Origin of the sequence: Rhizobium sp. WYJ-E13, from assembly GCF_018987265.1 — a bacterium.
Lineage (GTDB): Bacteria > Pseudomonadota > Alphaproteobacteria > Rhizobiales > Rhizobiaceae > Rhizobium.
The window spans coordinates 872083-896071 of record NZ_CP076853.1 but is presented as its reverse complement, the minus strand read 5'-3'; the positions used below and the strand labels follow the sequence as shown (position 1 = coordinate 896071).

23 protein-coding genes are annotated in these 23989 nt (G+C 61.2%); 17 read left to right on the top strand and 6 right to left on the bottom strand.

Annotated features, from left to right (window positions below; genetic code table 11):
• Positions 1–104 precede the first annotated feature (104 nt).
• Complete coding sequence (locus KQ933_RS04465) at positions 105–1601, top strand: replicative DNA helicase (RefSeq protein WP_216758831.1); 1497 nt, start codon at positions 105–107, stop codon at positions 1599–1601.
• Between the two features lie 35 nt (positions 1602–1636).
• Here the strand turns inward: KQ933_RS04465 and KQ933_RS04460 are convergent, their stop codons facing one another.
• The 3 genes from KQ933_RS04460 to KQ933_RS04450 form a co-directional block, all read right to left on the bottom strand.
• Complete coding sequence (locus tag KQ933_RS04460) at positions 1637–1939, bottom strand: AzlD family protein (RefSeq protein WP_216757574.1); 303 nt, start codon at positions 1937–1939, stop codon at positions 1637–1639.
• Complete coding sequence (locus tag KQ933_RS04455; RefSeq protein ID WP_216757573.1) at positions 1936–2640, bottom strand: AzlC family ABC transporter permease; 705 nt, start codon at positions 2638–2640, stop codon at positions 1936–1938. The genes KQ933_RS04460 and KQ933_RS04455 overlap by 4 nt, the downstream gene beginning before the upstream one ends.
• A 67-nt stretch (positions 2641–2707) precedes the next feature.
• Positions 2708–3529, bottom strand: coding sequence for an AraC family transcriptional regulator (locus KQ933_RS04450; protein ID WP_216758830.1), 822 nt, complete (start codon positions 3527–3529; stop codon positions 2708–2710).
• 188 nt (positions 3530–3717) lie between these two features.
• On the opposite strand from KQ933_RS04450, the gene alr reads away from it, so the two are divergent.
• Positions 3718–4884 carry an alanine racemase gene (gene alr, locus KQ933_RS04445; protein ID WP_216757572.1) on the top strand — a complete coding sequence of 389 codons (1167 nt, stop codon included), beginning with the start codon at positions 3718–3720 and terminating at the stop codon, positions 4882–4884.
• 7 nt (positions 4885–4891) lie between these two features.
• Here the strand turns inward: alr and KQ933_RS04440 are convergent, their stop codons facing one another.
• Positions 4892–5527, bottom strand: coding sequence for a LysE family translocator (locus tag KQ933_RS04440; RefSeq protein WP_216757571.1), 636 nt, complete (start codon positions 5525–5527; stop codon positions 4892–4894).
• A 146-nt stretch (positions 5528–5673) separates the two neighbouring features.
• On the opposite strand from KQ933_RS04440, the gene radA reads away from it, so the two are divergent.
• The 11 genes from radA to cimA all read left to right on the top strand — a co-directional run bounded on the left by radA (position 5674) and on the right by cimA (position 16400).
• Positions 5674–7074 (top strand): DNA repair protein RadA, encoded by a 1401-nt coding sequence (gene radA / locus KQ933_RS04435; protein WP_216757570.1) that lies wholly within the window; start codon positions 5674–5676, stop codon positions 7072–7074.
• Positions 7075–7163: 89 nt separating this feature from the next.
• Positions 7164–7784 (top strand): CvpA family protein, encoded by a 621-nt coding sequence (locus tag KQ933_RS04430; RefSeq protein WP_216757569.1) that lies wholly within the window; start codon positions 7164–7166, stop codon positions 7782–7784.
• Between the two features lie 231 nt (positions 7785–8015).
• Positions 8016–9506, top strand: coding sequence for an amidophosphoribosyltransferase (gene purF, locus KQ933_RS04425; protein WP_216757568.1), 1491 nt, complete (start codon positions 8016–8018; stop codon positions 9504–9506).
• Between the two features lie 79 nt (positions 9507–9585).
• A complete protein-coding gene (locus KQ933_RS04420) occupies positions 9586–10326 on the top strand; it encodes an SDR family NAD(P)-dependent oxidoreductase (protein ID WP_216757567.1) in 741 nt (246 codons plus the stop codon).
• A gap of 4 nt (positions 10327–10330) precedes the next feature.
• On the top strand, positions 10331–10750 hold the full coding sequence (locus tag KQ933_RS04415) for a hypothetical protein (protein ID WP_216757566.1): 420 nt from the start codon (positions 10331–10333) through the stop codon (positions 10748–10750).
• 239 nt (positions 10751–10989) lie between these two features.
• Positions 10990–12366 carry a cysteine--tRNA ligase gene (gene cysS / locus KQ933_RS04410; RefSeq protein WP_216757565.1) on the top strand — a complete coding sequence of 459 codons (1377 nt, stop codon included), beginning with the start codon at positions 10990–10992 and terminating at the stop codon, positions 12364–12366.
• Positions 12363–12839, top strand: coding sequence for a GFA family protein (locus tag KQ933_RS04405; RefSeq protein ID WP_216757564.1), 477 nt, complete (start codon positions 12363–12365; stop codon positions 12837–12839). Before cysS ends, KQ933_RS04405 begins: the two co-directional genes overlap by 4 nt.
• An 8-nt stretch (positions 12840–12847) precedes the next feature.
• Entirely contained in the window at positions 12848–13324 is a 477-nt protein-coding gene (locus tag KQ933_RS04400; RefSeq protein ID WP_216758829.1) for a GFA family protein, read from the top strand.
• Positions 13321–13797 carry a GFA family protein gene (locus KQ933_RS04395; protein ID WP_216757563.1) on the top strand — a complete coding sequence of 159 codons (477 nt, stop codon included), beginning with the start codon at positions 13321–13323 and terminating at the stop codon, positions 13795–13797. Before KQ933_RS04400 ends, KQ933_RS04395 begins: the two co-directional genes overlap by 4 nt.
• Positions 13794–14753 carry a prolyl aminopeptidase gene (gene pip / locus KQ933_RS04390; protein ID WP_216757562.1) on the top strand — a complete coding sequence of 320 codons (960 nt, stop codon included), beginning with the start codon at positions 13794–13796 and terminating at the stop codon, positions 14751–14753. Before KQ933_RS04395 ends, pip begins: the two co-directional genes overlap by 4 nt.
• Positions 14754–14783: 30 nt before the next feature.
• Complete coding sequence (gene cimA / locus KQ933_RS04385; RefSeq protein WP_216757561.1) at positions 14784–16400, top strand: citramalate synthase; 1617 nt, start codon at positions 14784–14786, stop codon at positions 16398–16400.
• A gap of 27 nt (positions 16401–16427) precedes the next feature.
• Here the strand turns inward: cimA and KQ933_RS04380 are convergent, their stop codons facing one another.
• On the bottom strand, positions 16428–17264 hold the full coding sequence (locus KQ933_RS04380) for a protein-L-isoaspartate O-methyltransferase (protein WP_216757560.1): 837 nt from the start codon (positions 17262–17264) through the stop codon (positions 16428–16430).
• Positions 17265–17378: 114 nt separating this feature from the next.
• Here KQ933_RS04380 and rarD point away from each other — a divergent pair, with 114 nt between their 5' ends.
• Entirely contained in the window at positions 17379–18293 is a 915-nt protein-coding gene (gene rarD / locus KQ933_RS04375) for an EamA family transporter RarD (RefSeq protein ID WP_216757559.1), read from the top strand.
• Positions 18294–18295: 2 nt separating this feature from the next.
• Here the strand turns inward: rarD and KQ933_RS04370 are convergent, their stop codons facing one another.
• Entirely contained in the window at positions 18296–18919 is a 624-nt protein-coding gene (locus KQ933_RS04370) for a TIGR00730 family Rossman fold protein (protein WP_216757558.1), read from the bottom strand.
• Positions 18920–19075: 156 nt separating this feature from the next.
• On the opposite strand from KQ933_RS04370, the gene KQ933_RS04365 reads away from it, so the two are divergent.
• From KQ933_RS04365 to KQ933_RS04355, 3 genes are all read left to right on the top strand, one after another.
• Positions 19076–21097 (top strand): LysM peptidoglycan-binding domain-containing protein, encoded by a 2022-nt coding sequence (locus KQ933_RS04365; protein ID WP_216757557.1) that lies wholly within the window; start codon positions 19076–19078, stop codon positions 21095–21097.
• 162 nt (positions 21098–21259) lie between these two features.
• Positions 21260–23137 (top strand): ABC transporter ATP-binding protein/permease, encoded by a 1878-nt coding sequence (locus tag KQ933_RS04360; protein WP_216757556.1) that lies wholly within the window; start codon positions 21260–21262, stop codon positions 23135–23137.
• 136 nt (positions 23138–23273) lie between these two features.
• Complete coding sequence (locus KQ933_RS04355; protein WP_216757555.1) at positions 23274–23972, top strand: phosphatidylserine decarboxylase; 699 nt, start codon at positions 23274–23276, stop codon at positions 23970–23972.
• Positions 23973–23989: the final 17 nt, after the last annotated feature.

Sequence of the window (23989 nt, the reverse complement as noted above, 5' to 3'; positions counted from 1 at the left end):
CTGCCGATTTGACCATCGCGTGAAAGCTGTTGCTGCGCGACACTTGATTTTATGTGGCCCGCCCTGCAAATCCGAGTTTTGGATAAAAGACAATACGGATGACGATGAACGAAGCTGCACGAAAGATTGCCGCCGTTGCTCCTGCAGAGCAGCACTATCGCGAAGCGCCGAACAACATCGAGGCCGAACAGGCGCTGCTCGGCGCCATCCTGATGAACAACGACGCCTATTACCGGGTGTCGGACTTCCTCAAGCCCACGCATCTTTACGAGCCGCTGCACCGGAAGATCTTCGAAGTCGCCGGCGACATCATTCGCATGGGCAAGATCGCCAACCCGGTCACGGTCAAGACCTTCCTGCCGGCCGACGAAAAAGTCGGCGATATCACCGTTTCGCAATATCTTGCCAGCCTCGTCACCGGAGCCGTGACGATCATCAATGCCGAAGACTATGGAAGGGCGATCTATGACCTGGCGATCCGCCGCGCGCTGATCACCATCGGCGAGGATGTCGTCAATATCGCCTATGACGCGCCGCTCGACATGCCGCCGCAGGCGCAGATCGAAGATACCGAGCGCCGGCTTTTCGAGCTTGCCGAAAACGGCCGCTACGATGGCGGCTTCCAGGCTTTCAACGATGCGGTGGCGCTCGCCATCGACATGGCGGCCGTTGCCAAGGAACGCGACGGCGGCCTGTCCGGCATTTCCACCGGTATCCATTCGCTCGATTCCAAGATGGGCGGCCTGCAGCGGTCGGACTTGATCGTGCTCGCAGGACGTCCGGGCATGGGCAAGACTTCGCTCGCGACCAACATCGCCTATAATATCGCAGCCGCCTATGAAGGCGAAGTGCAGTCCGACGGCAGCATGAAGGCCAAGAACGGCGGCGTCGTCGGCTTCTATTCGCTCGAAATGTCGTCCGAACAGCTCGCCACCCGTATCATCTCCGAGCAGACGGAAGTCTCCTCCTCAAAGATCCGCCGCGGCGATATCAACGATGCCGATTTCGAAAAGCTCGTCGCCTGCTCGATGATGATGCAGAAAGTGCCGCTTTATATCGACCAGACCGGCGGTATCTCGATCGCTCAGCTTTCGGCGCGTGCTCGCCGCCTGAAGCGCCAGCGCGGGCTTGACGTGCTCGTGGTCGACTACGTGCAGCTGATGACAGGCTCCGGCAAATCCAGCGATAACCGCGTTCAGGAAATTACCCAGATCACCACTGGCCTCAAGGCGCTCGGCAAGGAACTGAACGTTCCGATCATCGCATTGTCTCAGCTCTCGCGTGCCGTTGAAAGCCGCGAAGACAAGCGCCCGCAGCTTTCCGACCTTCGCGAATCCGGCTCGATCGAGCAGGACGCCGACGTCGTGCTCTTCGTGTTCCGCGAGGAATATTACGTGAAGAATATGGAACCGCGCGATATCCACGATCCGAAATATCCGGAATGGGAAGCGCTTTTCGACAAGGTGAAGGGCACGGCAGACGTCATCATCGCCAAGCAGCGTCACGGACCGACCGGCACAGTGAAGCTCGCCTTCCAGTCAGAATTCACGCGCTTTGCCGATCTCGCCGATCCGTCGTTCACGCAGTATGAGGAGCATTGACGCAGGTTTTCCGCGTCAATTTCCTTCAGATTCCTTCAGAGCCCCGCCGCCCGTAGCAAGGCTACCGTCGCGACGCCGATGACAACGCTTGCCAACATCGGCAGGCGGCTGGCGGCAATCGCCGTTACCGCGCAGGCCAATGTCTCAGCCCAGCCGGTCGCAAGGGCAGTCGGGGCGATGACGGCCATCAACACAGCCGGCGGGATGGCTTCGATTGCCGTTCTCCTGTTCTCATCGATCTCGACGTAGCGGATCAGCACAAGACCACTGACGCGGGTAAAGATCGTTGCGACGGCCATCGCCAGGATGGCAAGCAGAGTGTTCAGATCGAGCGTCATACCGCCTGCTCCTTCGCCCTGCCCTGCCAGAGAGCGGTCGCGAGCCCGGCCAATGCGCCGGCCGCGATGTACCAGACCCCGGGCACGAAATGGTTGATGGCCACGGATGCGACTGCGCTTGCGGCAAGCACGGCACCGGTTTCCTGTCCCTTCCAGAAGCCCATGACCAGCACGACGAAAACGGCCGGGAAGGCGAAGTCGAGGCCGATGACCGCCGGATTGCCGAGGAAGGCACCGAGCAGAGCGCCCGCGAGCGACGAGCCGACCCAAGTAAGATAGAAAGGCGTGACGATGCCGGCATACCAGGCCGGTGTGAGCCGTGTGCTGCCGGCTCGGAATTCCCCCATGGCCCAGAGCTCATCAGCCAGGAAGAGCATGGCGATATAACGCTTGATACTGGAGAAGGACTGCATCTTCGTGCCGATCGACGTGCTCATCAGCACGTGACGGATATTGACGAGCAGTGCTGCGAAGCCGACGCCGATCCAGCTCGCCGGATGGGTCCAGATATCCATCGCCACGAATTGCGAGCCGCCGGCGAAGACGAACGCGCTCATCAGGGTGGTTTCAAGCGGGGAAAGGCCTTCGGTCGCGGAGACCGCACCGAAGACGAGGCCGATCGGCAAGACGGCGACGATCAGTGGGAAAATGGTACGCATTCCGGCTATAAATTCGCCGGCCGGCCGGCTTTGCTGAAACATGGCAAGCTCCTATCAAGACGGCGGAGACATAGCCGGGCCTGACAAGGGCTGTATTGAACGAAAGTGATTACCCGGCGCGGAACTGGCCGGGAGTGACGCCGGTTCGCGATTTGAAGTGGCGGGTGAAATGCGCCTGATCGGCGAAACCGCATACTGCGGCGACATCGGCCGGCATGCGGCCTTCCCGCAGCAGTTGGCGGGCGACAAGAATGCGCCGGTCCGTCAGGAAGGCGTGCGGGGTAATGTGATATTCCCTGCGGAAGGCGCGGATCAGGTGAGCGCGGCTCAGCCCCGCCACCCCGGCCAGTTCCTCGAGGTTCACATCGCTGTCGAAATTTTCGATGAGATAATCGCGAGCGCGGGCAACGGCGCTGCGCTCCTTCGTATCGACTGGTACGACGATGGTGCTGCCGTGACGGGCGAAGATCGCTGCCAGCACCGAAAACATGCTTCCATCGGATTCCAGTGCGCCGGCCCCGCCTTCGAGCGTGCGGTGGGCGGCATGGAAGGCCTTGGCAAGCTGCGGATCGCGGGGCAGCCCGCCGGCAAAGGAGGGCGTCGCATTGAAGGCCTTGCCGGTGACATCCTCCAGAATATCGATGAAGAGTTTCGTATCCGGGTAGATCATGCGGTAGCGATAGCCCTCACCGCCCGGAGCGCCGTCGTGAACGACGCCGGGATCGATCAGATAGAGGTCTCCTGGCCCGGTTTCTTCCCGCCTTCCACTCAGAGTCGCGATCTGGCTGCCACTTTCGATCGCGCCGATGCTGAATGTGTCATGGGCGTGCGGCGCATATTCATGCGTGAGAAAACTGGCGCTCAGGCACTCCATGTCGCGGAAGCGGCTATCCCGCCAGAAGCGGGCCGATTCCACCTTGGCGAGCGGCATGGCGTCTGCCGCCTCTTTCTGCGAAACGTTCTGCATCTCATCAGACTAACGCGCCGGCTGATCCACGTCTTGAACAAAAGTGATCGCATGTGGGGAAAGGTTCGTATGTGACCGCCCATGCTTTCTCTTTGCCACAATGCTCTCTAGTGTATTTTGAACAATTTCCTTTCCCTTTCATCGCGGCGATCATGACAGATTTTTCCATCCCCTTCGAAGACGACGACCTTTTCGCCTCCGCCGGCCTACGGCTGACCGTCGACCTGACGGCGCTGACCGACAATTGGCGGGATATGGCTCGCCGCTCCGGAAAGGCGCGCACGGCGGCCGTCGTCAAGGCGGATGCCTATGGGATGGGGATCGAGGATGCCGGCGAAGCGCTCTACCTTGCCGGGGCGCGGGATTTCTTCGTGGCAACCGTCGATGAGGGCGTGACGCTGCGCATGTTTGCGCCTGAGGCGCGCATCTTCGTGCTGGCCGGCATCTGGCCCGGCACCGAGCGTCGCTTCTTCGAAAACGATCTGGTGCCGATCATCTCTTCGGAAGAGCAGCTTGCTTTCTGGATGGCGGTGCTTGCCGACTATGGCGATTATCCTTGCGCGCTGCATGTCGATACCGGCTTCAACCGGCTCGGCCTGACGGTTGATGAAGCCATCGCGCTCGCTAAAGACGTGTCCCGGCCAGCGAGTTTTGCGCCCATGCTTGTCATGAGCCATCTCGCCTGCGGCGACGATCATTCCTCAGACATGAACAGGCAGCAGCTTGAATCATTCCGAATGGTTAGCGCTGCCTATGAAGGTATCGATTCAAGCCTTGCGGCCTCCGGCGGCATCTTCCTCGGTGACGATTATCACTTCGATCTCACCCGGCCGGGCATCGCGCTCTATGGCAGCCAGGCCGTCAACGGCATGGCGAACCCGATGCGACCGGTGGCGACGGCCGAGGCGCGCATCATCCAGATCCGCACGGTCAAGGCCGGAGAATCCGTCAGCTATGGGCGGGCGCTGCAGCTGACGCGCGACAGCCGGCTGGCGATTGTCGCGGCCGGTTATGCCGATGGCTATATGCGCAGCCAGTCGAGCGCAGGCGTGCCGCTGCGCCAGACCGTGCCGCAGGGCGGACAAGGTTTTGTTGCCGGCCATAAGGTGCCGGTCGCAGGGCGCATCACCATGGACCAGACGATCTTCGACGTGACCGACCTGCCGGAAGGTGCGGTTCGTGCCGGCGACTATATCGAGCTCTTCGGCAAGAATATTCTCGTGGACGACGCCGCCAAGGCTGCCGGAACAATCGGATACGAGATGCTGACGAGCATCGGCCTGCGCCATGAACGCAAATACGAGATGGATGAGGAATAGTCTCTATCTAGCGTGTGGTCAGCGCGAGGCGAACGCCGAGCGCCACGAACAGCGCGCCGAGGCCGCGGTCTAGCCACAGGCCAATCTTTGCATTCCGTTTGAAGGCATCGGCAAGGCGTCCTCCCGCAAGGATCAGCGGCGGTTCGATGAAGGCGGCCACGACAATGATGAGGCCGCCGTGAATGGCGAGTTGCAGCCAGGCCGGGCCTGCGCCCTCAACGACGAATTGCGGCAGGAAGGCGAGGAAGAAGATCGCTACCTTTGGATTGAGAAGCGAGACCAATACGCCTTGGCGATAGATACGCCGCCAGCCGAGCGTCTCACCCGCCGCACGCACGACACCGCCCTCGCCCTTCGATCGGAGTGCCTGAATGCCGAGCCAGACGAGATAGATCGCGCCCACCCATTTGACGGCCGAAAAGGCGATTGCCGAGGCGGCAAGGATCGCCGACAAGCCGAAGGCGGCGAGAAGCACATGCACGCAGGCGCCTGTCCAGATGCCGAAGACGGCCGAGAAGCCGGCCCGCGTGCCGCTCTTGATCGTATGGCCGAGAATGAAAGCCATGTCGGGACCTGGCGAGATGTTCAGGAGAACCGCCGCGGTAAAGAAGCCGATCCAGTGAGCGAGCGAATAATCGAGCATGGCCTATCCTTTGAGTGCGCGGCAATGCTGCCAGCCCGTTCGCTAATAGGAAAATCATTAGTTTTGATCGATGCAGGAAGCCATTATCTAGGGCAAAGCTCCGATTCGGGCGCTTGCCGCGCCCCTTTACCCGAAAGCAGTCATTGATGGCCAAGGCCAGAACACAATTCATCTGCCAGAGCTGCGGCGCGGTGCATAATCGCTGGGCCGGCAAATGCGACAATTGCGGCGAGTGGAACACCATCGTCGAGGAAGACCCGATGGGCGGCATCGGCGGCGGCCCCGCCAAGACGCCGAAGAAGGGCCGGCCCGTTGCACTGACCGCTCTCTCAGGCGAGATCGAGGAAGCGCCGCGTATCCATACCGGCATTTCCGAACTCGACCGGGTGACCGGCGGCGGCTTCGTGCGCGGCTCGGCCGTTCTCGTCGGCGGCGATCCCGGCATCGGCAAGTCGACGCTGCTCATGCAGGGAGCAGCCGCCCTTTCGCGACGCGGGCACCGGATCATCTATGTCTCGGGCGAAGAGGCTGTGGCGCAGGTGCGGCTGCGTGCCCAACGGCTGGCGGCGGCCGATACCGATGTATTGCTGGCCGCCGAAACCAATGTCGAGGACATTCTCGCGACGCTCGCGGACGGCAAACGCCCCGATCTCGTCATCATCGATTCCATCCAGACGCTCTGGAGCGAGCTTGCCGATTCCGCGCCTGGTACGGTGACGCAGGTGCGCACCGGGGTGCAGTCGATGATCCGCTTCGCCAAGCAGACGGGTGCTGCCATGGTGCTCGTCGGCCATGTGACCAAGGACGGCCAGATCGCCGGTCCGCGTGTGGTCGAGCACATGGTCGATGCCGTGCTCTATTTCGAGGGCGACCGCGGTCACCACTACCGCATCCTGCGCACCGTAAAAAACCGCTTCGGGCCGACCGACGAAATCGGCGTCTTCGAAATGTCGGACAAGGGGCTGCGCGAAGTCGCCAACCCCTCGGAACTCTTCCTTGGTGAGCGCAACGAGAAATCGCCGGGTGCTGCCGTCTTTGCCGGCATGGAAGGCACGCGGCCTGTTCTCGTCGAAGTGCAGGCGCTGGTGGCGCCGACCTCGCTCGGTACGCCGCGGCGCGCGGTCGTCGGCTGGGACTCGGCGCGTCTCTCGATGATCCTTGCGGTTCTGGAGGCCCATTGCGGCGTTCGCCTCGGCCAGCACGACGTCTACCTCAATATTGCCGGCGGCTTCCGTATCTCGGAACCGGCGGCCGATCTGGCCGTCGCATCGGCCCTGGTTTCATCGCTTGCCGGTATTGCCCTTCCGGCCGATTGCGTCTATTTCGGCGAAGTCAGTCTGTCCGGCGCTGTCCGGCCGGTTGCGCAAACAGCCCAGCGTCTTAAAGAAGCCGAAAAGCTGGGGTTTTCGGCGGCTCTGTTACCGTCCGGCTCCGCCGAACTGCCAAAGGGCGGCGGCCGCTGGAGCGAGGTCGAGAGCCTGCCGGATCTGGTCGCGCGCATAGCCGGATCGAAGGGGGCGCTGCAGCGTGTGGAAGAAGACGTTTGATCCTTCATCCCCGATAGCGGGGATGCTATAGGATCAGCCAAACAAAGCGCGACGCGGCCCGCAAGGCAGTAGTCTGGAGTGGAATTTACATGCCCATTACGATTTTCGACGGTATTGTCATCGGCGTCGTGCTCTTCTCCGCCGTTTTGGCAATGGTCCGCGGCTTCTCGCGTGAGATCCTCTCGATCGCGAGCTGGGGCGGTTCGGCAGCCGCCGCCTACTATCTCTACCCCTACCTCGTGCCTTATGCGAAGAAATATACCGATGACGATCGTATCGCCATCGTCGGTTCGGCCGCCGTCGTCTTCCTGATCGCGCTGATCGTCATTTCCTTCATCACGATGAAGATCGCCGATTTCATCATCGACAGCCGTATCGGTGCGCTCGACCGCACTTTGGGCTTCCTCTTCGGTGCTGCGCGCGGCATACTTCTGCTCGTCGTCGCCGTTGCCTTCTGGAACTGGCTGGTCGATGCCGATCATCGCCCGGCGTGGGTCAATAATGCCAAATCGAAGCCGTTCCTGGATTCTCTCGTCGTTCGCCTGCAGGCGGTCCTGCCGGATGAATTCGCCCAGATGATCCAGAAGAGCATCACCGAGAATCTTGGTGGCGCGAAGCCGACAGAAGACAATGCGCCGGCCAGCGATCAGGCTCCGGCGGAAGACGCAGCACCCGCGCCTAACAATGGCGCACAGCAGCCATCGAATTGACGCAGTGTTCACTAGCTTGACCCGCAGCCTGGCAATTGCCATTTGAGCGGGGCGTAAGACCAAAGGTCCGGCCGGGCATTTCGCTTTGCCGGGCCTCAACCGTTTCAGAGCCGGCGAACCGACTTTGAGACAAGTGTCGTTGAGCGTGAGGCTATCGGAAAGCTCAGAGATTTCCGGTATCATGCAATTGGAAATGCCGATCCATTCTTGTGAGAGCAGAGGCCCGCAGAAATGAACCAGTCCCATTCCTTCCCGACTGACGATCCGCTCGACGGAGATACGCTGCATGAAGAATGCGGCGTTTTCGGAATTCTGGGACATGACGATGCCGCAGCGCTGACAGCGCTCGGCCTGCACGCCCTGCAGCATCGCGGGCAGGAAGCGGCCGGTATCGTTTCCTTCGACGGCAAGCGCTTCCATCAGGAACGCCATATGGGCCTCGTCGGCGACCATTATACCAATCCGATGACGCTCGCTCGCCTGCCCGGCAGCATATCGATGGGCCATACGCGCTATTCGACAACAGGCGAAGTGGCGATGCGCAACGTGCAGCCGCTCTTTGCCGAACTGGAAGAAGGCGGTATCGCCATTGCCCATAACGGCAACTTCACCAACGGCCTGACGCTTCGCCGCCAGATCATCGCAACCGGCGCCATCTGTCAGTCGACATCCGACACCGAAGTCGTCCTCCACCTCATCGCCCGCTCCCGTCATACATCCACAGCCGATCGCTTCATCGACGCCATCCGTCAGATGGAAGGCGGCTATTCGATGCTCGCCATGACGCGCACCAAGCTGATCGCAGCGCGCGATCCCACCGGTATCCGCCCGCTGGTTATGGGTGAGCTCGACGGCAAGCCGATCTTCTGCTCGGAAACCTGCGCGCTCGACATCATCGGCGCCAAGTTCATCCGCGATGTGGAAAATGGCGAAGTCGTCATCTGCGAAATCCAGCCCGACGGCTCGATCACCATCGATGCGCGCAAGCCCAGCAAGCCGCAGCCGGAACGCCTCTGCCTGTTCGAATATGTCTATTTCGCTCGTCCGGACTCGGTCGTTGGCGGCCGCAACGTCTATACGACGCGCAAGAACATGGGCATAAACCTTGCCAAGGAATCGCCCGTCGATGCCGACGTGATCGTACCGGTTCCCGATGGCGGCACGCCGGCTGCGCTCGGCTATGCGCAGGCAAGCGGCATTCCCTTCGAATACGGCATCATCCGCAACCACTATGTCGGCCGCACCTTCATCGAGCCGACGCAGCAAATCCGCGCCTTCGGCGTGAAGCTGAAACATTCCGCCAATCGGGCGATGATCGAAGGCAAGCGCGTGGTGCTTGTCGATGATTCCATCGTGCGCGGCACGACCTCGCTGAAGATCGTACAGATGATCCGGGAAGCCGGCGCCAAGGAAGTGCATATCCGCGTCGCGAGCCCGATGATCTTCTTCCCGGATTTCTATGGCATCGATACGCCTGACGCAGACAAGCTGCTCGCAAACCAGTATGCCGATGTCGAAGCGATGGCCAAATATATCGGTGCGGATTCGCTCGCCTTTCTGTCGATCAACGGCCTTTATCGCGCCGTCGGTGGCGAGGATCGCAACCCGGCCCGTCCGCAGTTCACCGACCACTATTTCACCGGTGACTATCCGACCCGCCTGCTCGACAAGAACGGCGAGTCCATGGGCAACAAGATTTCCATGCTTGCCAGCAACGGCTGAGCCGCTTCCACTTTGACTTTCCTATCTGGGGCGCTTATTGCGCCCCTTACCTTTTCAAGCATATCCGGAGCCGCGGCAGATGAACATCAATCTTGAAGGCAGGATCGCGCTGGTGACCGGCGCATCGCGCGGCATCGGTTATTTCACGGCGCTCGAACTTGCCAAGGCCGGCGCGCATGTGATCGCCTGCGCCCGCACCGTCGGCGGCCTGGAAGAACTCGACGATGCCATCAAGGCGGTCGGTGGTTCTGCGACGCTGGTTCCCTTCGATCTCGCCGACATGGAAGCGATCGACCGCCTCGGCGGCTCGATCTTCGAGCGTTGGGGAAAGCTCGACATTCTCGTCGCCAATGCCGGCGTGCTCGGCGTGATCTCGCCGATCGGCCATATCGAAGCGAAGGTTTTCGAGAAGGTCATGAACATCAATGTCAACGCCACCTGGCGGCTGATCCGCTCGGTCGATCCGCTGCTGACGCGCTCGGATGCCGGCCGCGCCGTGATCATGTCCTCGGGTGCGGCGCATAAGTGCCGTCCCTTCTGGAGCGCTTACTCGGCGTCCAAGGCCGCCGTCGAGGCGCTGGCGCGCACCTGGGCCGGCGAGACACAATCAACGCCGCTGCGCATCACCAGCGTCGATCCGGGCGCAACCCGCACTGCCATGCGCGCGCAGGCCGTTCCGGGTGAAGACCCGATGAGCCTGCCGCATCCGTCCGAGGTGGCAAAAGCGATCCTGCCGCTGGTCGGGCCTGGTGTGACCGAGACCGGCAAGCTGTTCATCGTGCGCGAGAACAAGCTGGTTGATTACCAGCTGCCGGGGTGAAGCCTTGGTTGAGAAGGAAATTTGGACGAACGAAGACTTTGATGTGATGGGCTGGCATGATTGCCGCCTCTATTCAATCTCGCTTCCCAACGAGAGCTTCGACCTCAAAATCGATATCGACTATATTTTCAAATGGGAAAAACGAGGCGATCGTTTCTTCGGTTTCTGGGTCTCCGAATGCGATCTCACATTTCACCAAGTCTTCGATTTCAAGATTACAATCGAGCCTGAAAACACTACTCCGACGATCATATCGGACATCACGCGGAAAAATGTGCGCCCCACTCCAAGCGGCGAACTGTTCGTTTGGGATTACGAGATCGAGTTGGACAAGGGTGTCATCTGCTTTTCGGCAACCGGCTTCACTCAAAAATTGCGCTCTCAACCGGTTTTCTCAGAGAGCCAAAATCTCTGCAACCGATAACATCTTGACGGTATCAAGGGATCAAATTCGCTGTTTCGGGTCGCTTTATTCTCCTTGACCAAACCTCGATCCCGCGCCATAAAACGCCTCATGAAAACGGTTACCTGCATTATTTGCCGGAAGATTATTCGCTAGCCCAAAGCTGGCCTGGCCGTTTTCGTCTCCCGAATGTCCAAGATGCGAAACGCCCCGGCCTGCCGGTGGCGGTATTTTGTGCTTGTGCATATCGGGAGAGTGAAATGGGCGGCACGCCGGAACTGAAGCTGTACAACACGCTGACGCGGGAGAAATCGGTCTTCAAGCCGATCGATGCCGAAAACGTCCGCATGTATGTGTGCGGCCCGACGGTCTATGATTTCGCCCATATCGGCAATGCGCGGCCGGTCATCGTCTTCGACGTACTGTTCCGCCTGCTGCGCCATGTCTATGGTGAAAGCCACGTCACCTATGTCCGCAACATCACCGACGTCGATGACAAGATCAACGCGCGGGCGCTCAGGGATTATCCCGGCCTGCCGCTGAACGACGCGATCCGGGCGGTCACCGAAAAGACCGAGACGCAGTTTCTCGACGATGCTAAGGCGCTCGGCTCCCTCGAGCCGACGGTGCAGCCTCGCGCGACCGACAATATTGCGCAGATGATCGAGATCATCGAGCGGCTGATTGCGCGCGGCCATGCCTATCAGGCATCAGGCGAAGTGCTGTTCGATACGAAGTCGATGGCCGATTACGGTCAGCTTTCCAAGCGCAATCTCGACGAACAGCAGGCCGGCGCCCGCGTCGCCGTCGATGCGCACAAGAAGAACCCCGGTGACTTCGTGCTCTGGAAACTGTCTGACGACAACGAGCCCGGCTGGGAAAGCCCCTGGGGCCGCGGCCGTCCAGGCTGGCATATCGAATGCTCGGCCATGAGCGGGCGCTATCTCGGCGATGTCTTCGACATCCATGGCGGCGGCCTGGACCTGATCTTCCCGCATCATGAGAACGAGATCGCCCAGTCACGTTGCGCCCATGGGACGACCGTGATGGCGAATGTCTGGATGCATAACGGCTTCCTGCAGGTCGAAGGCCGCAAGATGTCGAAATCCGAAGGCAATTTCGTCACCATCTACGAGTTGCTCCACACGGAGACATTCGCCGGCCGGCAATGGCCGGGCGAAGTGCTGCGTCTTGCGATGCTGATGACGCATTACCGCGAGCCGATCGATTTTTCGGTCAAGCGGCTGGAAGAGGCCGAGCGGCTGCTCGCCAAGTGGCCGGCGGCCGAGCTTGGTGATGCCAAGCCGGACGAGACGGTGCTGAACGCCCTCGCCGACGATCTTAATACGGTCGCAGCCGTCCAGGCGCTGCATGCGCTGGCACATTCCGGCAACGACGCCGTCTTTGCCGCCAGTGCGGCCCTGCTCGGTGTGCTGCCGACGAAGACCGAGATCGACGAGGCGGTAGCGGCGGAAATCGATGCGCGGGTCAAGGCCCGGCTGGAGTTGCTCAAGGCGAAGAATTTCGCCGAAGCCGACAAAATCCGCGATACGCTCGCCGCCGAGGGCATCCAACTCAAGGACGGCAAGGATCCGGCAACGGGCGAACGTGTGACGACGTGGGAGGTGAAGAAATGAACACCTATACCGGCGGATGCCAATGCGGAGCCATTCGTTTCCGGGCGCGGGGGACGCCGACGGATTCTTCGATCTGTCACTGCCGCATGTGCCAGAAGGCGTTCGGCGCCTATTATGCGCCGCTGGTTTCCGTACGCGGAATGGAGTTCGAATGGACCAGAGGCCAGCGCAAGACCTTTCGATCCTCGAATTTCGTCAACCGTGGCTTCTGCGGCGATTGCGGCACGCCTCTGACATATGAAGCTCCGGACGGTATGGCCGTTGCCGCCGGCGCGTTCGACGATCCGTCGCTGTTGCCGCCGACCATTCAGTGGGGGGTGGAAGGCAAGGTCGACTTCGTCGACCATCTGCACGAACTGCCGGGGGAACGAACCGAAGCGGACCTTGCTGCCGGCTCTTTCCTTCATCAGATCGTATCCTATCAACACCCCGACCATGATACGGCGGTCTGGCCACCGGAGGATCAGGCTTGACGGCAAAGATGGGACTGACCGGCGGATGCCAGTGCGGCGCGGTTCGTTACCGGGCGAACGGCGAACTCGACTATCCGCATATCTGCCACTGCCGCATGTGCCAGAAGGCCGCCGGCAATTATTTCCTGCCGCTTGCAGGGGTGATGCGGGTCGATTTCGAGCTGACGCGCGGCGAGCCGAAATGGTTCCACTCCTCCGGTCTCGTGCGGCGCGGCTTTTGCGGCGACTGCGGCACGCCGCTTTTCTACGATATTCCCGATGCCGATTCCATCAACATCGCGCTCGGCTCGCTGGATGACCCACAGGCGGTAAAGCCGGTCATGCAGTCCAATCTCGACAGCAAAATGGCCTGGTTTCATGCGCTCGATGGCTTGCCTGTCGAGCCGGAACCGGAAACAACCGATCGCGAGGACAGGATCGCGGCGAGCAATCATCAACATCCCGACCACGATATATCCCACTGGCCTTCAGGAGATCATCCATGACAGAGACGACGAGAACAGGCGGCTGCCAGTGCGGCGCCGTGCGCTTCCGCATCACCGGCAAGCTCGGACGCCCGTCCATCTGCCATTGCCGCATGTGCCAGAAGCAGTTCGGCGGTTTCTTTTCCGCGCTGGTGACGGCGCCGGAAGAAGGCATGGAATGGACGCGCGGCGAGCCGGCCTATTTCCAGTCCTCGGTCAATATCGAGCGCGGCTTCTGCAGGGATTGCGGCACGCCGATGACCTACCGCCATCCGGGCGGTCTGGAGCTCGCGATCGGCACCTTCGACGACCGCAGCGACCTCGCGCCGCAGATCCAGGTCAATTATGATGCCCGCCTGCCATGGGTCGAGACGATCTTCGACGCGCCTGTTCACAAGGATCCGGATTTTTATGCCCGGCAGGAAGCGATCATCTCCTTCCAGCATCCCGATCATGATACCGCAGTCTGGCCCGCGAAAGGCGTGAAGATATGACTGAAGTGCTGCGCACGCTCTATCCCGAAATCGAACCCTATGCCTCCGGCCATCTCGATGTCGGCGATGGCCATGTGATCTATTGGGAACGCTCCGGTACATCAGGCGCCAAGCCGGCGGTTTTCCTGCATGGCGGCCCCGGCGGCGGCATTTCGCCTGTTCATCGCCGCCTGTTCGACCCGAAGCTCTATGACGTTGTCCTGTTCGACCAGCGCGGCTGCGGCAAGTCCACACCGCATGCGAGCCTCGAGGCGAATACCACCTGGCATCTTGTTGCCGATATCGAGCGGCTGCGCGAAATGGCTGGTGTCGACAAATGGCAGGTCTTCGGCGGCTCCTGGGGTTCGACGCTGGCGCTCGCCTATGCCGAGAAACACCCGGAGCGGGTTTCCGAACTCGTCGTGCGCGGCATTTACACGCTGACCAGGGCCGAGCTCGACTGGTATTATCAGTTCGGGGTCTCCGAAATGTTCCCGGACAAGTGGGAGCGCTTCGTGGCACCCATCCCGCCGGAAGAACGCCATGAGATGATGCTCGCCTATAACCGCCGGCTCACCGGTTCGGACCGCGCGGTTGCTCTCGAGGCCGCGCAGGCCTGGAGCCTCTGGGAAGGCGAGACGATCACGCTGCTGCCGGAGAAATCGACGAGCGGCAAGTTCGAGGAAGCCGATTTCGCCTATGCCTTTGCGCGCATCGAGAACCACTTCTTCGTCCATGCCGGATGGATGGATGAAGGCCAGTTGCTGCGCGATGCCCATAAGCTAAAGGATATTCCCGGCGTCATCGTCCACGGACGTTACGACATGCCCTGCCCGGCCAAATACGCCTGGCTGCTGCACAAGGCATGGCCGAAAGCCGACTTCCACCTGATCGAAGGGGCTGGTCACGCTTTCTCGGAACCGGGCATTCTCGACCAGTTGATCCAGGCGACGGACCGGTTCGCAGGCAAACAATAAAAGCCGCAAGGCGCGACGGGAAACACCACCATGACACGCGAAAGAATCTATCTCTTCGACACGACGCTTCGGGATGGGCAGCAGACACCCGGCATCGATTTTTCGGTCGAGGACAAGATTGCGATTGCAAGCATGCTGGACGATTTCGGGCTCGACTATGTCGAGGGCGGTTATCCGGGAGCAAACCCGACCGATACCGCCTTCTTCGCCGAAAAGCGTACGAGCCAGGCATCCTTCGTCGCCTTCGGCATGACGAAACGGCCAGGTGTTTCCGTTTCCAACGATCCAGGTATCGCTGGGCTCCTGCAGGCGTGCAGTGATGCTGTCTGCTTTGTCGCCAAGAGCTGGGATTATCACGTGCAGGTGGCGCTTGGCTGCACCAACGAGGAAAATCTCGAATCCATTGCCGAGAGCGTCAAGGCAGTCGTTGGCGCCGGCAAGGAGGCGATGGTCGACTGCGAGCATTTCTTCGATGGCTATAAGGCCAATCCGGAATATGCGCTCGCCTGTGCGAAGACTGCCTATGAGAACGGCGCGCGTTGGGTGGTGCTCTGCGACACCAATGGCGGCACGCAGCCGCCGGAAGTGCGCGCCATCGTCGAGGCGGTGATCGCCTTCGGCGTACCGGGCCACTGTCTCGGCATCCATGCGCATAACGATACCGGCCAGGCCGTTGCCAATTCGCTTGCTGCCGTCGAGGCCGGCGTGCGCCAGATCCAGGGCACGCTGAACGGCATCGGCGAACGCTGCGGCAATGCCAATCTGGTGACGCTGATCCCGACGCTGGCGCTGAAGAGCGCCTACAACACGCGTTTCGAGACGGCAATCGACGCGGATCGGCTGACCAATCTCACCCGCCTCTCCCATGCCTTCGACGAACTCCTGAACCGCTCGCCGGATCATCAGATGCCCTATGTCGGCGCGTCTGCCTTCGCCACCAAAGCCGGCATCCACGCCTCGGCCCTGCTGAAAGACCCGCGCACCTACGAGCATGTGCCGCCAGAGAGCGTGGGCAATTTCCGCAAAGTCATGGTCTCGGATCAGGGCGGCAAGGCGAATTTCATCAATGCGCTGAAGCGGCGCGGCATCGACGTCGTCAAGGACGATCCGAAGCTCGATCTCCTGATCTCCATCGTCAAGGAACGCGAAGCATCCGGCTACGCCTATGAGGGTGCGGATGCGAGCTTCGAGCTTCTCGCTCGCCGCACCATGGGCACCATCCCGGACTTCTTCTCGCTCGACGGTTTCCGAGTGATGATCGAACGGCGCTTCGATTCCCACGGCCGCATAAAGATCGTCTCCGAAGCGGTCGTGAAGATCAGCATCGACGGGCAGACGCTGATGTCGGTTGCGGAAGCCGAAGGCCCGGTCAACGCGCTCGACCTTGCGCTGCGCAAGGACTTCGGCAAGTACCAGCATGAGATCGACGATCTCGTGCTCGCCGACTTCAAGGTGCGTATCCTCAATGGCGGTACTGACGCCATCACCCGCGTTCTGATCGAATCCACCGATTCCAGCGGCGTGCGCTGGTGGACGGTCGGCGTTTCCGACAACATCATCGACGCCTCGTTCCAGGCATTGATGGATTCGGTCATCTACAAGCTGATGAAGAACCGGCAGCTCGCCGGCAAGATCGCCGCCGAATAAAGTTCAGAGGAGGCCCCAGTCCTCCTCCTAATACCATTCGCCCTCCTCCTTCGGCGTCTTCCAGCGCAGGCGCGTGACCTCGTCCATGCCGCCATGCCGGAAGGTGTCCTCGAGCGCCTTGTAAGTCTCGAGCGTGCCGGTCGCGCCATGCCCCCAGACGAAAAAGGTGGGGCTCAGATAACGGGCGCGATAGTCCTCCGGCGCGCGCTCAATCAGGAAGAAGCCGCCGCGGGCGCTGCGCGGGCGCAGGTTGTCATTGCCGTCGCGGGAGGGTGCGCAGAGCGGAAAGATCAGCCTGCCGCCGACAGCGAGATTGTCGATCCAGGCTTCGGCCGGCCTGTGGACCGCGAAATTAACGTAGATCGCATCAGCAGGCGATTGCGGCCATTCCAGACCGTTGCCGCAGATGACCTCGACATTGTCATGGGGAGTCAGACTGGCGGCGGCGCGGGCGGCGAGATCCCGGTCATATTCGATTGCCACGACATGGCCGTCGTGACCAACCAGATGCGACAGCATAGCGGTGTAGTAGCCACCGCCGGCCCCGATATGGCAGGCCGTCTCGCCGGGTTTCGGCGCGAGCCAGTGAAGGCCGAGCGCATGCAGCGAGGGGCTGCCGTTGTTGACCTGCCGCCCCTCCTGCAGCGCAATCAGAACATCCTGATAGAGGATGACGGGGTCGGTCGACGGCATATCCCGATAGCCGATCCCGTTTGCCATGCGCCACGGCGGCGGGTCCAGGAAATCCTCCCGCGGCACAGTGGCAAAGGCCTGCCACAGCCGCTCGTCGCCTGCGATGCCCATCTTCGTCAGTATCTGAGTGGCATAGGCCTGCCGACAGATCGCCAGTTTCGTTTCGTCCATGTTCGCCTCTTCCGGCGGCCAAATAGACACCGGTCCATTCAAGGAAATGAATTGGCCTATTCACGCCGCTTAAGCTAATCCGGATCAGAAACAGAACAAAGACGGAAACATCCAATGTCAGCTGACGCCAGCGCCCCGCTCATCAAGAACGAAGACAGTCCACGCGGATTTGCCTTCGCGCTTACGGCCTATCTTCTGTGGGGGTTCCTGCCGATCTACATGAAGGCGGTGGCGCATATATCGCCGGCCGAGGTCATCGCCCACCGTATTCTCTGGTCGCTGCCGCTCGCCGGCATCGTGCTTTTGGTCCTGGGGCGCACGCAGGATATCGCAGCGGCGCTGCGTTCTCCCCGCATGCTTGCCATGGCGGCCATGACCGCGGCGCTGATCACCGTGAACTGGGGCACTTATGTCTGGGCGATCGGCGCCGGCCATTCGCTCGATGCGGCCATGGGCTATTTCATCAACCCGCTCTTCAGCATCTTTCTCGGCGCGGTGCTGCTCAAGGAAAAGCTGCAGCCGATGCAGATCGCAGCGATCTGCCTTGCAGGCCTGGCGGTCGTTGTCCTTGCTTTTGACAGCGGCGGCATTCCCTGGGTGGCGCTGACGCTCGCAATCAGCTGGGGCTTCTATGCGCTCTTTCGCAAGACGCTGCCGCTCGGGCCGAACCAGGGCTTCTTCCTGGAGGTGCTGATCCTCAGCCTGCCGGCCCTGCTTTACATCCTGTATCTGGAATTCGTCAGCGGCGAAGGACACCTGTACCGGACCGGTCTTGCCGACACCGCCCTGTTGCTCGGCTGCGGACTGATTACCGCCGTGCCGCTCATGATCTACGCCAACGGCGCCAAGCTGCTCAAGCTCTCGACCATCGGCATCATGCAGTATATCGCGCCGACGATGATCTTTATCATAGCCATATTCGGCTTCGGAGAAGAGCTGGACAGGGCGCGCATGATCGCCTTCCCTCTGATCTGGGCAGGCCTGTTTTTCTATACCTGGTCGATGCTGCGGACGACGCGCGGGCGCTGAGCCTACATCTTCGAGATCACCTCGTCCTCGCCGCCGCGGTCGGCGGCAAGTTCTGCCGCCTGCGCCATGATGGCCGGGATGATACCGGAGATCTCGTCGACCACCAGAGGCTGGACGCGATGGGCGGTGTGCAGGAAACCCTCGCCCGTCATATGACGCAAAAGCTCCATCATCGGATCCCAGAAACCGTTGATATTGGCGAAGACCATCGGCTTCTCGTGGCGGCCGAGCTGAGCCCAGGTCATGATCTCGACGATCTCTTCCAGCGTGCCGATCCCGCCCGGCAAGGCCACGAAGGCATCCGAGCGCTCGAACATCGTGTGTTTGCGCGCGTGCATGTCAGGGGTTACAATAAGCTCGTTGAGTTGGCCGAGCGAATGGCGGGTCGCCTCCATGTCGATCAGGAACTCGGGAATGATGCCCGTCACCTGCCCGCCGTTGGATAGGGTCCCGCTGGCCACAGCGCCCATGATGCCTTTCGTGCCGCCGCCATAGACCAGGCGAAGACCATATTCCGCGATCTCTTTTCCAAGTGCGCGGCCGGCAGCCATGTGGGCAGGATCGCGTCCCGGCCGAGAGCCGCAGTAAACGCAGATGGATCGAATCGATACAGATTGTTCGGTCATAAGGGAAAAACAACTATTCCATTTCAATGCAGTCAAGAAAATTGACTGAAAAGCGGCGTGCCGGGCTTATGTAATTGCTTTGAATGCTTGTGAAAAGCAACGGGAATCGCTAGCAATTTCTGGATACTACGGCAATTTGCCGCCTTGGGAGACGTAATGATGAAAAACCGTGCCGGCTTGCTGGCCCTCGCAGTGCTCGTAATCGCAATCATACTGATGGTGTTTTTCGTCATGCCCCGGCTCGGCCCTGATGTGGCAAAGGTTGGTGACGCCATCAACCAGGCCGGCACCGAGGTCAACAATACGGTTAACGAAGCGTCTAAGACTTCCCGCTCGGCTGTCGCCGATGCCGCAGCCGCCGTTCAGAAGATCGGCAGCCTCACCGCCGATGCCGGCCAGTCACTCTCCGGCCTGAAGTCGCTGTTTGCCGATGGCAAGGTGCCCGCCGCCGATGCGCTTTCAGGCGCCAAGACAGCAGCCGTGAATGCGCTGACCGCGATCGTCGATTTCGCCGCCCCTGACGGTCTCGACACCGCAACCGCGGGCCTCGTCTCCAAGGCCAAGGACGGTGCAGGCAAGGCGCGCGACATCATCCAGAATCTGCCTGAAAATGCCGCCGATGCGCTGGCCGCACTCGCAAAGGCCGAAGCCGCGCTGACCGGATCGCCGGAAGCTGCCGGTCAGCCGGTCGCTTCCGACACAGGCCCGAAGATCCCGGCGTTCGACGTGCTGCGCGTCGAGCCCGATGGTTCGACCGTCATTGCCGGCTCGGCCGAACCGCATGGCAAGCTGGAAGTGCTTGACGGCGACAGGGTGGTCGTGACGACCGATGTCGACGGCACCGGCGATTTTGCCGCCGTTCTCGACAATCCGCTTCCCGCCGGCGACCATCAGCTCGTGCTGAAAGTGACGGGCAAGGACGGCAAGACCACTCTCTCGGAAGAAGTCGCGACCGTTTCCGTACCGAAGGACGGCAGCGGCAGCGAACTGCTCGCCATGGTCTCCAAGCCGGGCACGGCAAGCCGCATCATTACGGCGCCTACGGCTGAGGTCGCCAGTGCCCAGCCGCCGACCGCCAACGACGCATCGGCCGCACCTGCCGGCAATCAGCCGGCGCCGAATGGCGCTGCGAATGATCAGGTCGCCGTGCAGACCCCGGATGTGCCTGCAGACGCCAGCGATAACGCCAAGACGGCGCCGGCGGTTCCCGGCACCCAGCAGGGTGGCGGCGGCACGGCCGACGTGATGGTCAATGCCGTCGAGATCGAGGGCAACAAGATCTTCGTCGCCGGCACGACGCGCGCCAACGCCAAGGTCGTCGGCTATGCCGATGATGCGCTCATCGGCCAGGATACCGCAGGGCCGGACGGTCACTTCGTCATCGAAGGCGTGATGAACCTGTCGGTCGGCGACCACAAGATCCGCGTCGACGTCGTTGACGGCGCCGGCAAGGCGCTCGTGCGCGCCACCGTCAACTTCAATCGTCCGGCGGGCGATCAGGTCACGGTTGCCGCCCAGTCCGGCAACAATGCGAATACCAGTCAGGCGCTGGTGCCGCTCGATGAGGGCCAGCTCGGCAAGCTCGAGAGCGACGCAACGAAGGCCTTCGGCCTGCTGAAGGGCCTGTTTGCAGACGGCAAAGTGCCGGGTGCAGAACAGCTTGCGGCGGCTCGCTCGGCGACCGAATTCGCACTGCGCTCGATTGTCGATTTTCGTCCGGGTATCGATGCGACCGACGCCATCAAGCAGGCATCGGCTTCCGCCTCGCAGGTTGCCTCGAACGCACTCACAGTGCTGCAGGGCCTGCCGAAGGATGCAAAATCAGTCGGCGCGGCGCTCGACCAGCTCGGCGCGATCATTGCCCAGCTGACGGTTCCCAATGCCGCGCCCATGCCGTCGAACGAAATATCCGACGCCGGCCAGCCGAAGACGATCGAGCAGGCGCCGCTGACGGAAAACAACAATGCGGTCATCATCCGCCGCGGCGATACGCTGTGGCAGATTTCCCGCCGCGTCTACGGCCTCGGTGTGCGCTACACGACGATCTACATCGCCAACGAGGACAAGATCGTCAATCCGGACCGCATCCGCCCCGGCCAGATCTTCGGCCTGCCCAAGGATGCACTGCCCAACGCAGAGGAGCTGCATCGCAAGCGGCTCTCCGGTCAGCATCCCTGAATATCAAAACGGCGGCCCATTGGTCGCCGTTTTCCTTAGCGCGGGCGCGCAACACTTCGCCTATAAAATCCCTATCAATGTTGTATTCCGCCAGCCGGTATCATATCTCGCGGGAACGGCGACAGGCCGCGGCGAGAGCGGCCCTTCGGGCTGGAGACAGGCATGGCAAACGGCAAGACAGTTTCTGATACCAACCTGCTGGGAACGCTCTACAATCTCTGGCCCTACATGTGGCCGGCGGACCGTCCGGATCTCAGGATGCGGGTCGTATGGGCTTCAGTCTATCTGCTGATCTCGAAGTTCGTCCTGCTGCTGGTGCCCTATTTCTTCAAGTGGTCCACGGATGCGCTGAACGGCAAGATGGACCTGCAGGGCACGTTGCCACCGCTGCTCATTGGCGTCACCGCCCTCGTCATCGCCTATAACCTGACCCGCCTTATCCAGCTCGGCCTCAACCAGCTCAGAGACTCGCTCTTTGCCAGCGTCGGCCAATACGCGGTGCGCCAGCTTGCCTACCGTACCTTCGTGCACATGCATGAGCTTTCCCTGCGCTTCCACCTGGAACGCAAGACGGGCGGGCTTTCACGCATCATCGAGCGCGGCACCAAGGGCATCGAAACAATCGTGCGTTTCACGATCCTGAACTCGATCCCGACCGTCATCGAATTCCTGCTGACGGCAGCGATCTTCTGGTGGGGCTATGGCTTCTCCTATCTTGCGGTCACCGCCTTTACCGTCTGGGCCTATATCTGGTTCACGATCCGCGCTTCCGACTGGCGCATCTCCATTCGCCGGGCGATGAACGACAGCGATACCGACGCCAATACCAAGGCGATCGACTCGCTCCTCAACTTCGAGACGGTCAAATATTTCGGCAACGAGGAAATGGAGGCCAAGCGCTTTGACAAGTCGATGGAGCGCTATGAGAAAGCGGCGACCGATGTGTGGACCTCGCTCGGCTGGCTGAACTTCGGCCAGGGCGTGATCTTCGGTATCGGCACGACCATCATGCTCGTTCTCTCGGCCTGGTCGGTGCAGCGCGGCGAACATACGGTCGGCGATTTCGTCTTCGTCAATTCCATGCTGCTGCAGCTTTCCGTGCCGCTGAACTTCATCGGCTTCGTCTATCGCGAAATCCGCCAGGGGCTGATCGATATCGAGCAGATGTTCGATCTTCTGGAGGTCAAGGCCGAGGTTCTGGACGCGCCGGACGCGAAGGATCTTGCCATCGGCCAGGGCGCCATCTCGTTCAAGGACGTCCATTTCGCCTATGATGCGGCCCGCCCGATCCTGAAAGGCATTTCCTTCGACGTGCCCGCCGGCAAGACGGTCGCGGTCGTCGGTCCCTCGGGGGCCGGCAAATCGACGCTGTCGCGGCTGCTCTATCGTTTCTACGATATCCAGAGCGGCGCGATCACCGTCGACGGGCAGGATATACGAGGGATCACGCAGAAGAGCCTGCGCTCGGCGATCGGCATGGTGCCGCAGGATACGGTGCTGTTCAACGACACGGTGGCCTACAATATCCGTTATGGCCGCCCTTCGGCCAGCGAAGCCGACGTGAAGCAGGCCGCCGAGATCGCCCAGATCGCACATTTCATCGAGACGCTGCCTGAGGGTTTCGAAACCAAGGTCGGCGAGCGCGGGTTGAAGCTTTCCGGCGGCGAAAAGCAGCGTGTGGCGATCGCCCGCACCATCCTGAAGGCGCCGCCGATCCTCATTCTGGATGAGGCGACCTCGGCGCTCGACACCACGACGGAGCGGGAAATCCAGACTGCGCTCGATGTCGTTTCCAAGAACCGCACGACGCTGGTCATCGCCCATCGCCTGTCCACCGTCATCGGTGCCGACGAGATCATCGTTTTGAAGAGCGGCGAGATCGCCGAGCGCGGCACGCATGCCTCCCTTCTCGAACAGAACGGCCTCTATGCCTCGATGTGGAGCCGCCAGCGCGAGGCGACGCAGGCCGAAGAACACCTGAAGCAGGTTCGCGAGAAAGACGAGTTGGGCATCGTCAACCGGTTGGCGCCGGCAAGCTGAGCATCGAAACAGGCCAAAGTGCCCGTTTTGTTGTTCAGAACCGGCGCATGAGAGCCTCGCCGGTATCCGCGGCATTGCTCCTGGTGTCGTTTTTCTGTAACCAGCGGATACGAAAAACGACAGGAGGCCGGCATTCATGAGCTTGTTCGATACGGTTCGCAACACGATCGTTCCGGTGCACAAGGAAGGTTATCCCTTCGTCGCCGCCTTCTTCGTCGCGTCGCTCGTATTGGGCTGGATCTTCAAGCCGCTCTTCTGGATCGGCCTTATCCTGACGCTGTGGTGCGCCTATTTCTTCCGTGATCCGGAGCGTGTGACGCCGCAGGACGACGATCTCGTCATCTCGCCGGCCGACGGCAAGGTCTCCTCGATCCAGATGGTCACGCCACCGGCCGAGCTGAACCTCGGCAGTGAACCGATGCTGCGCATCTCCGTCTTCATGAACGTCTTCAACTGCCATGTGAACCGCGCGCCGATGCGCGGCCGCATCGTCAGCATCAACCATCGACCGGGCACTTTCGTGAATGCCGAACTCGACAAGGCGAGTGAGGAGAACGAGCGCAACGGCCTCGTCATCGAGACCCGTCACGGACAGATCGGCGTGGTGCAGATCGCCGGCCTCGTGGCACGGCGCATCCTCTGCTTTTCGCATGTCAACGAACCTATCGATGCCGGCGAGCGTTTCGGCCTTATCCGCTTCGGCTCACGGCTCGACGTGTTCCTGCCCGCCAATACCGCGCCACGCGTTTCGCTTGGCCAGACGGCGATAGCCGGCGAGACCGTCATTGCCGAATTCGCCTCGGCAAAGGGTCCGGTCATCAGTCGCCGCAGCTAATTTCCAGGAGCGCGCGA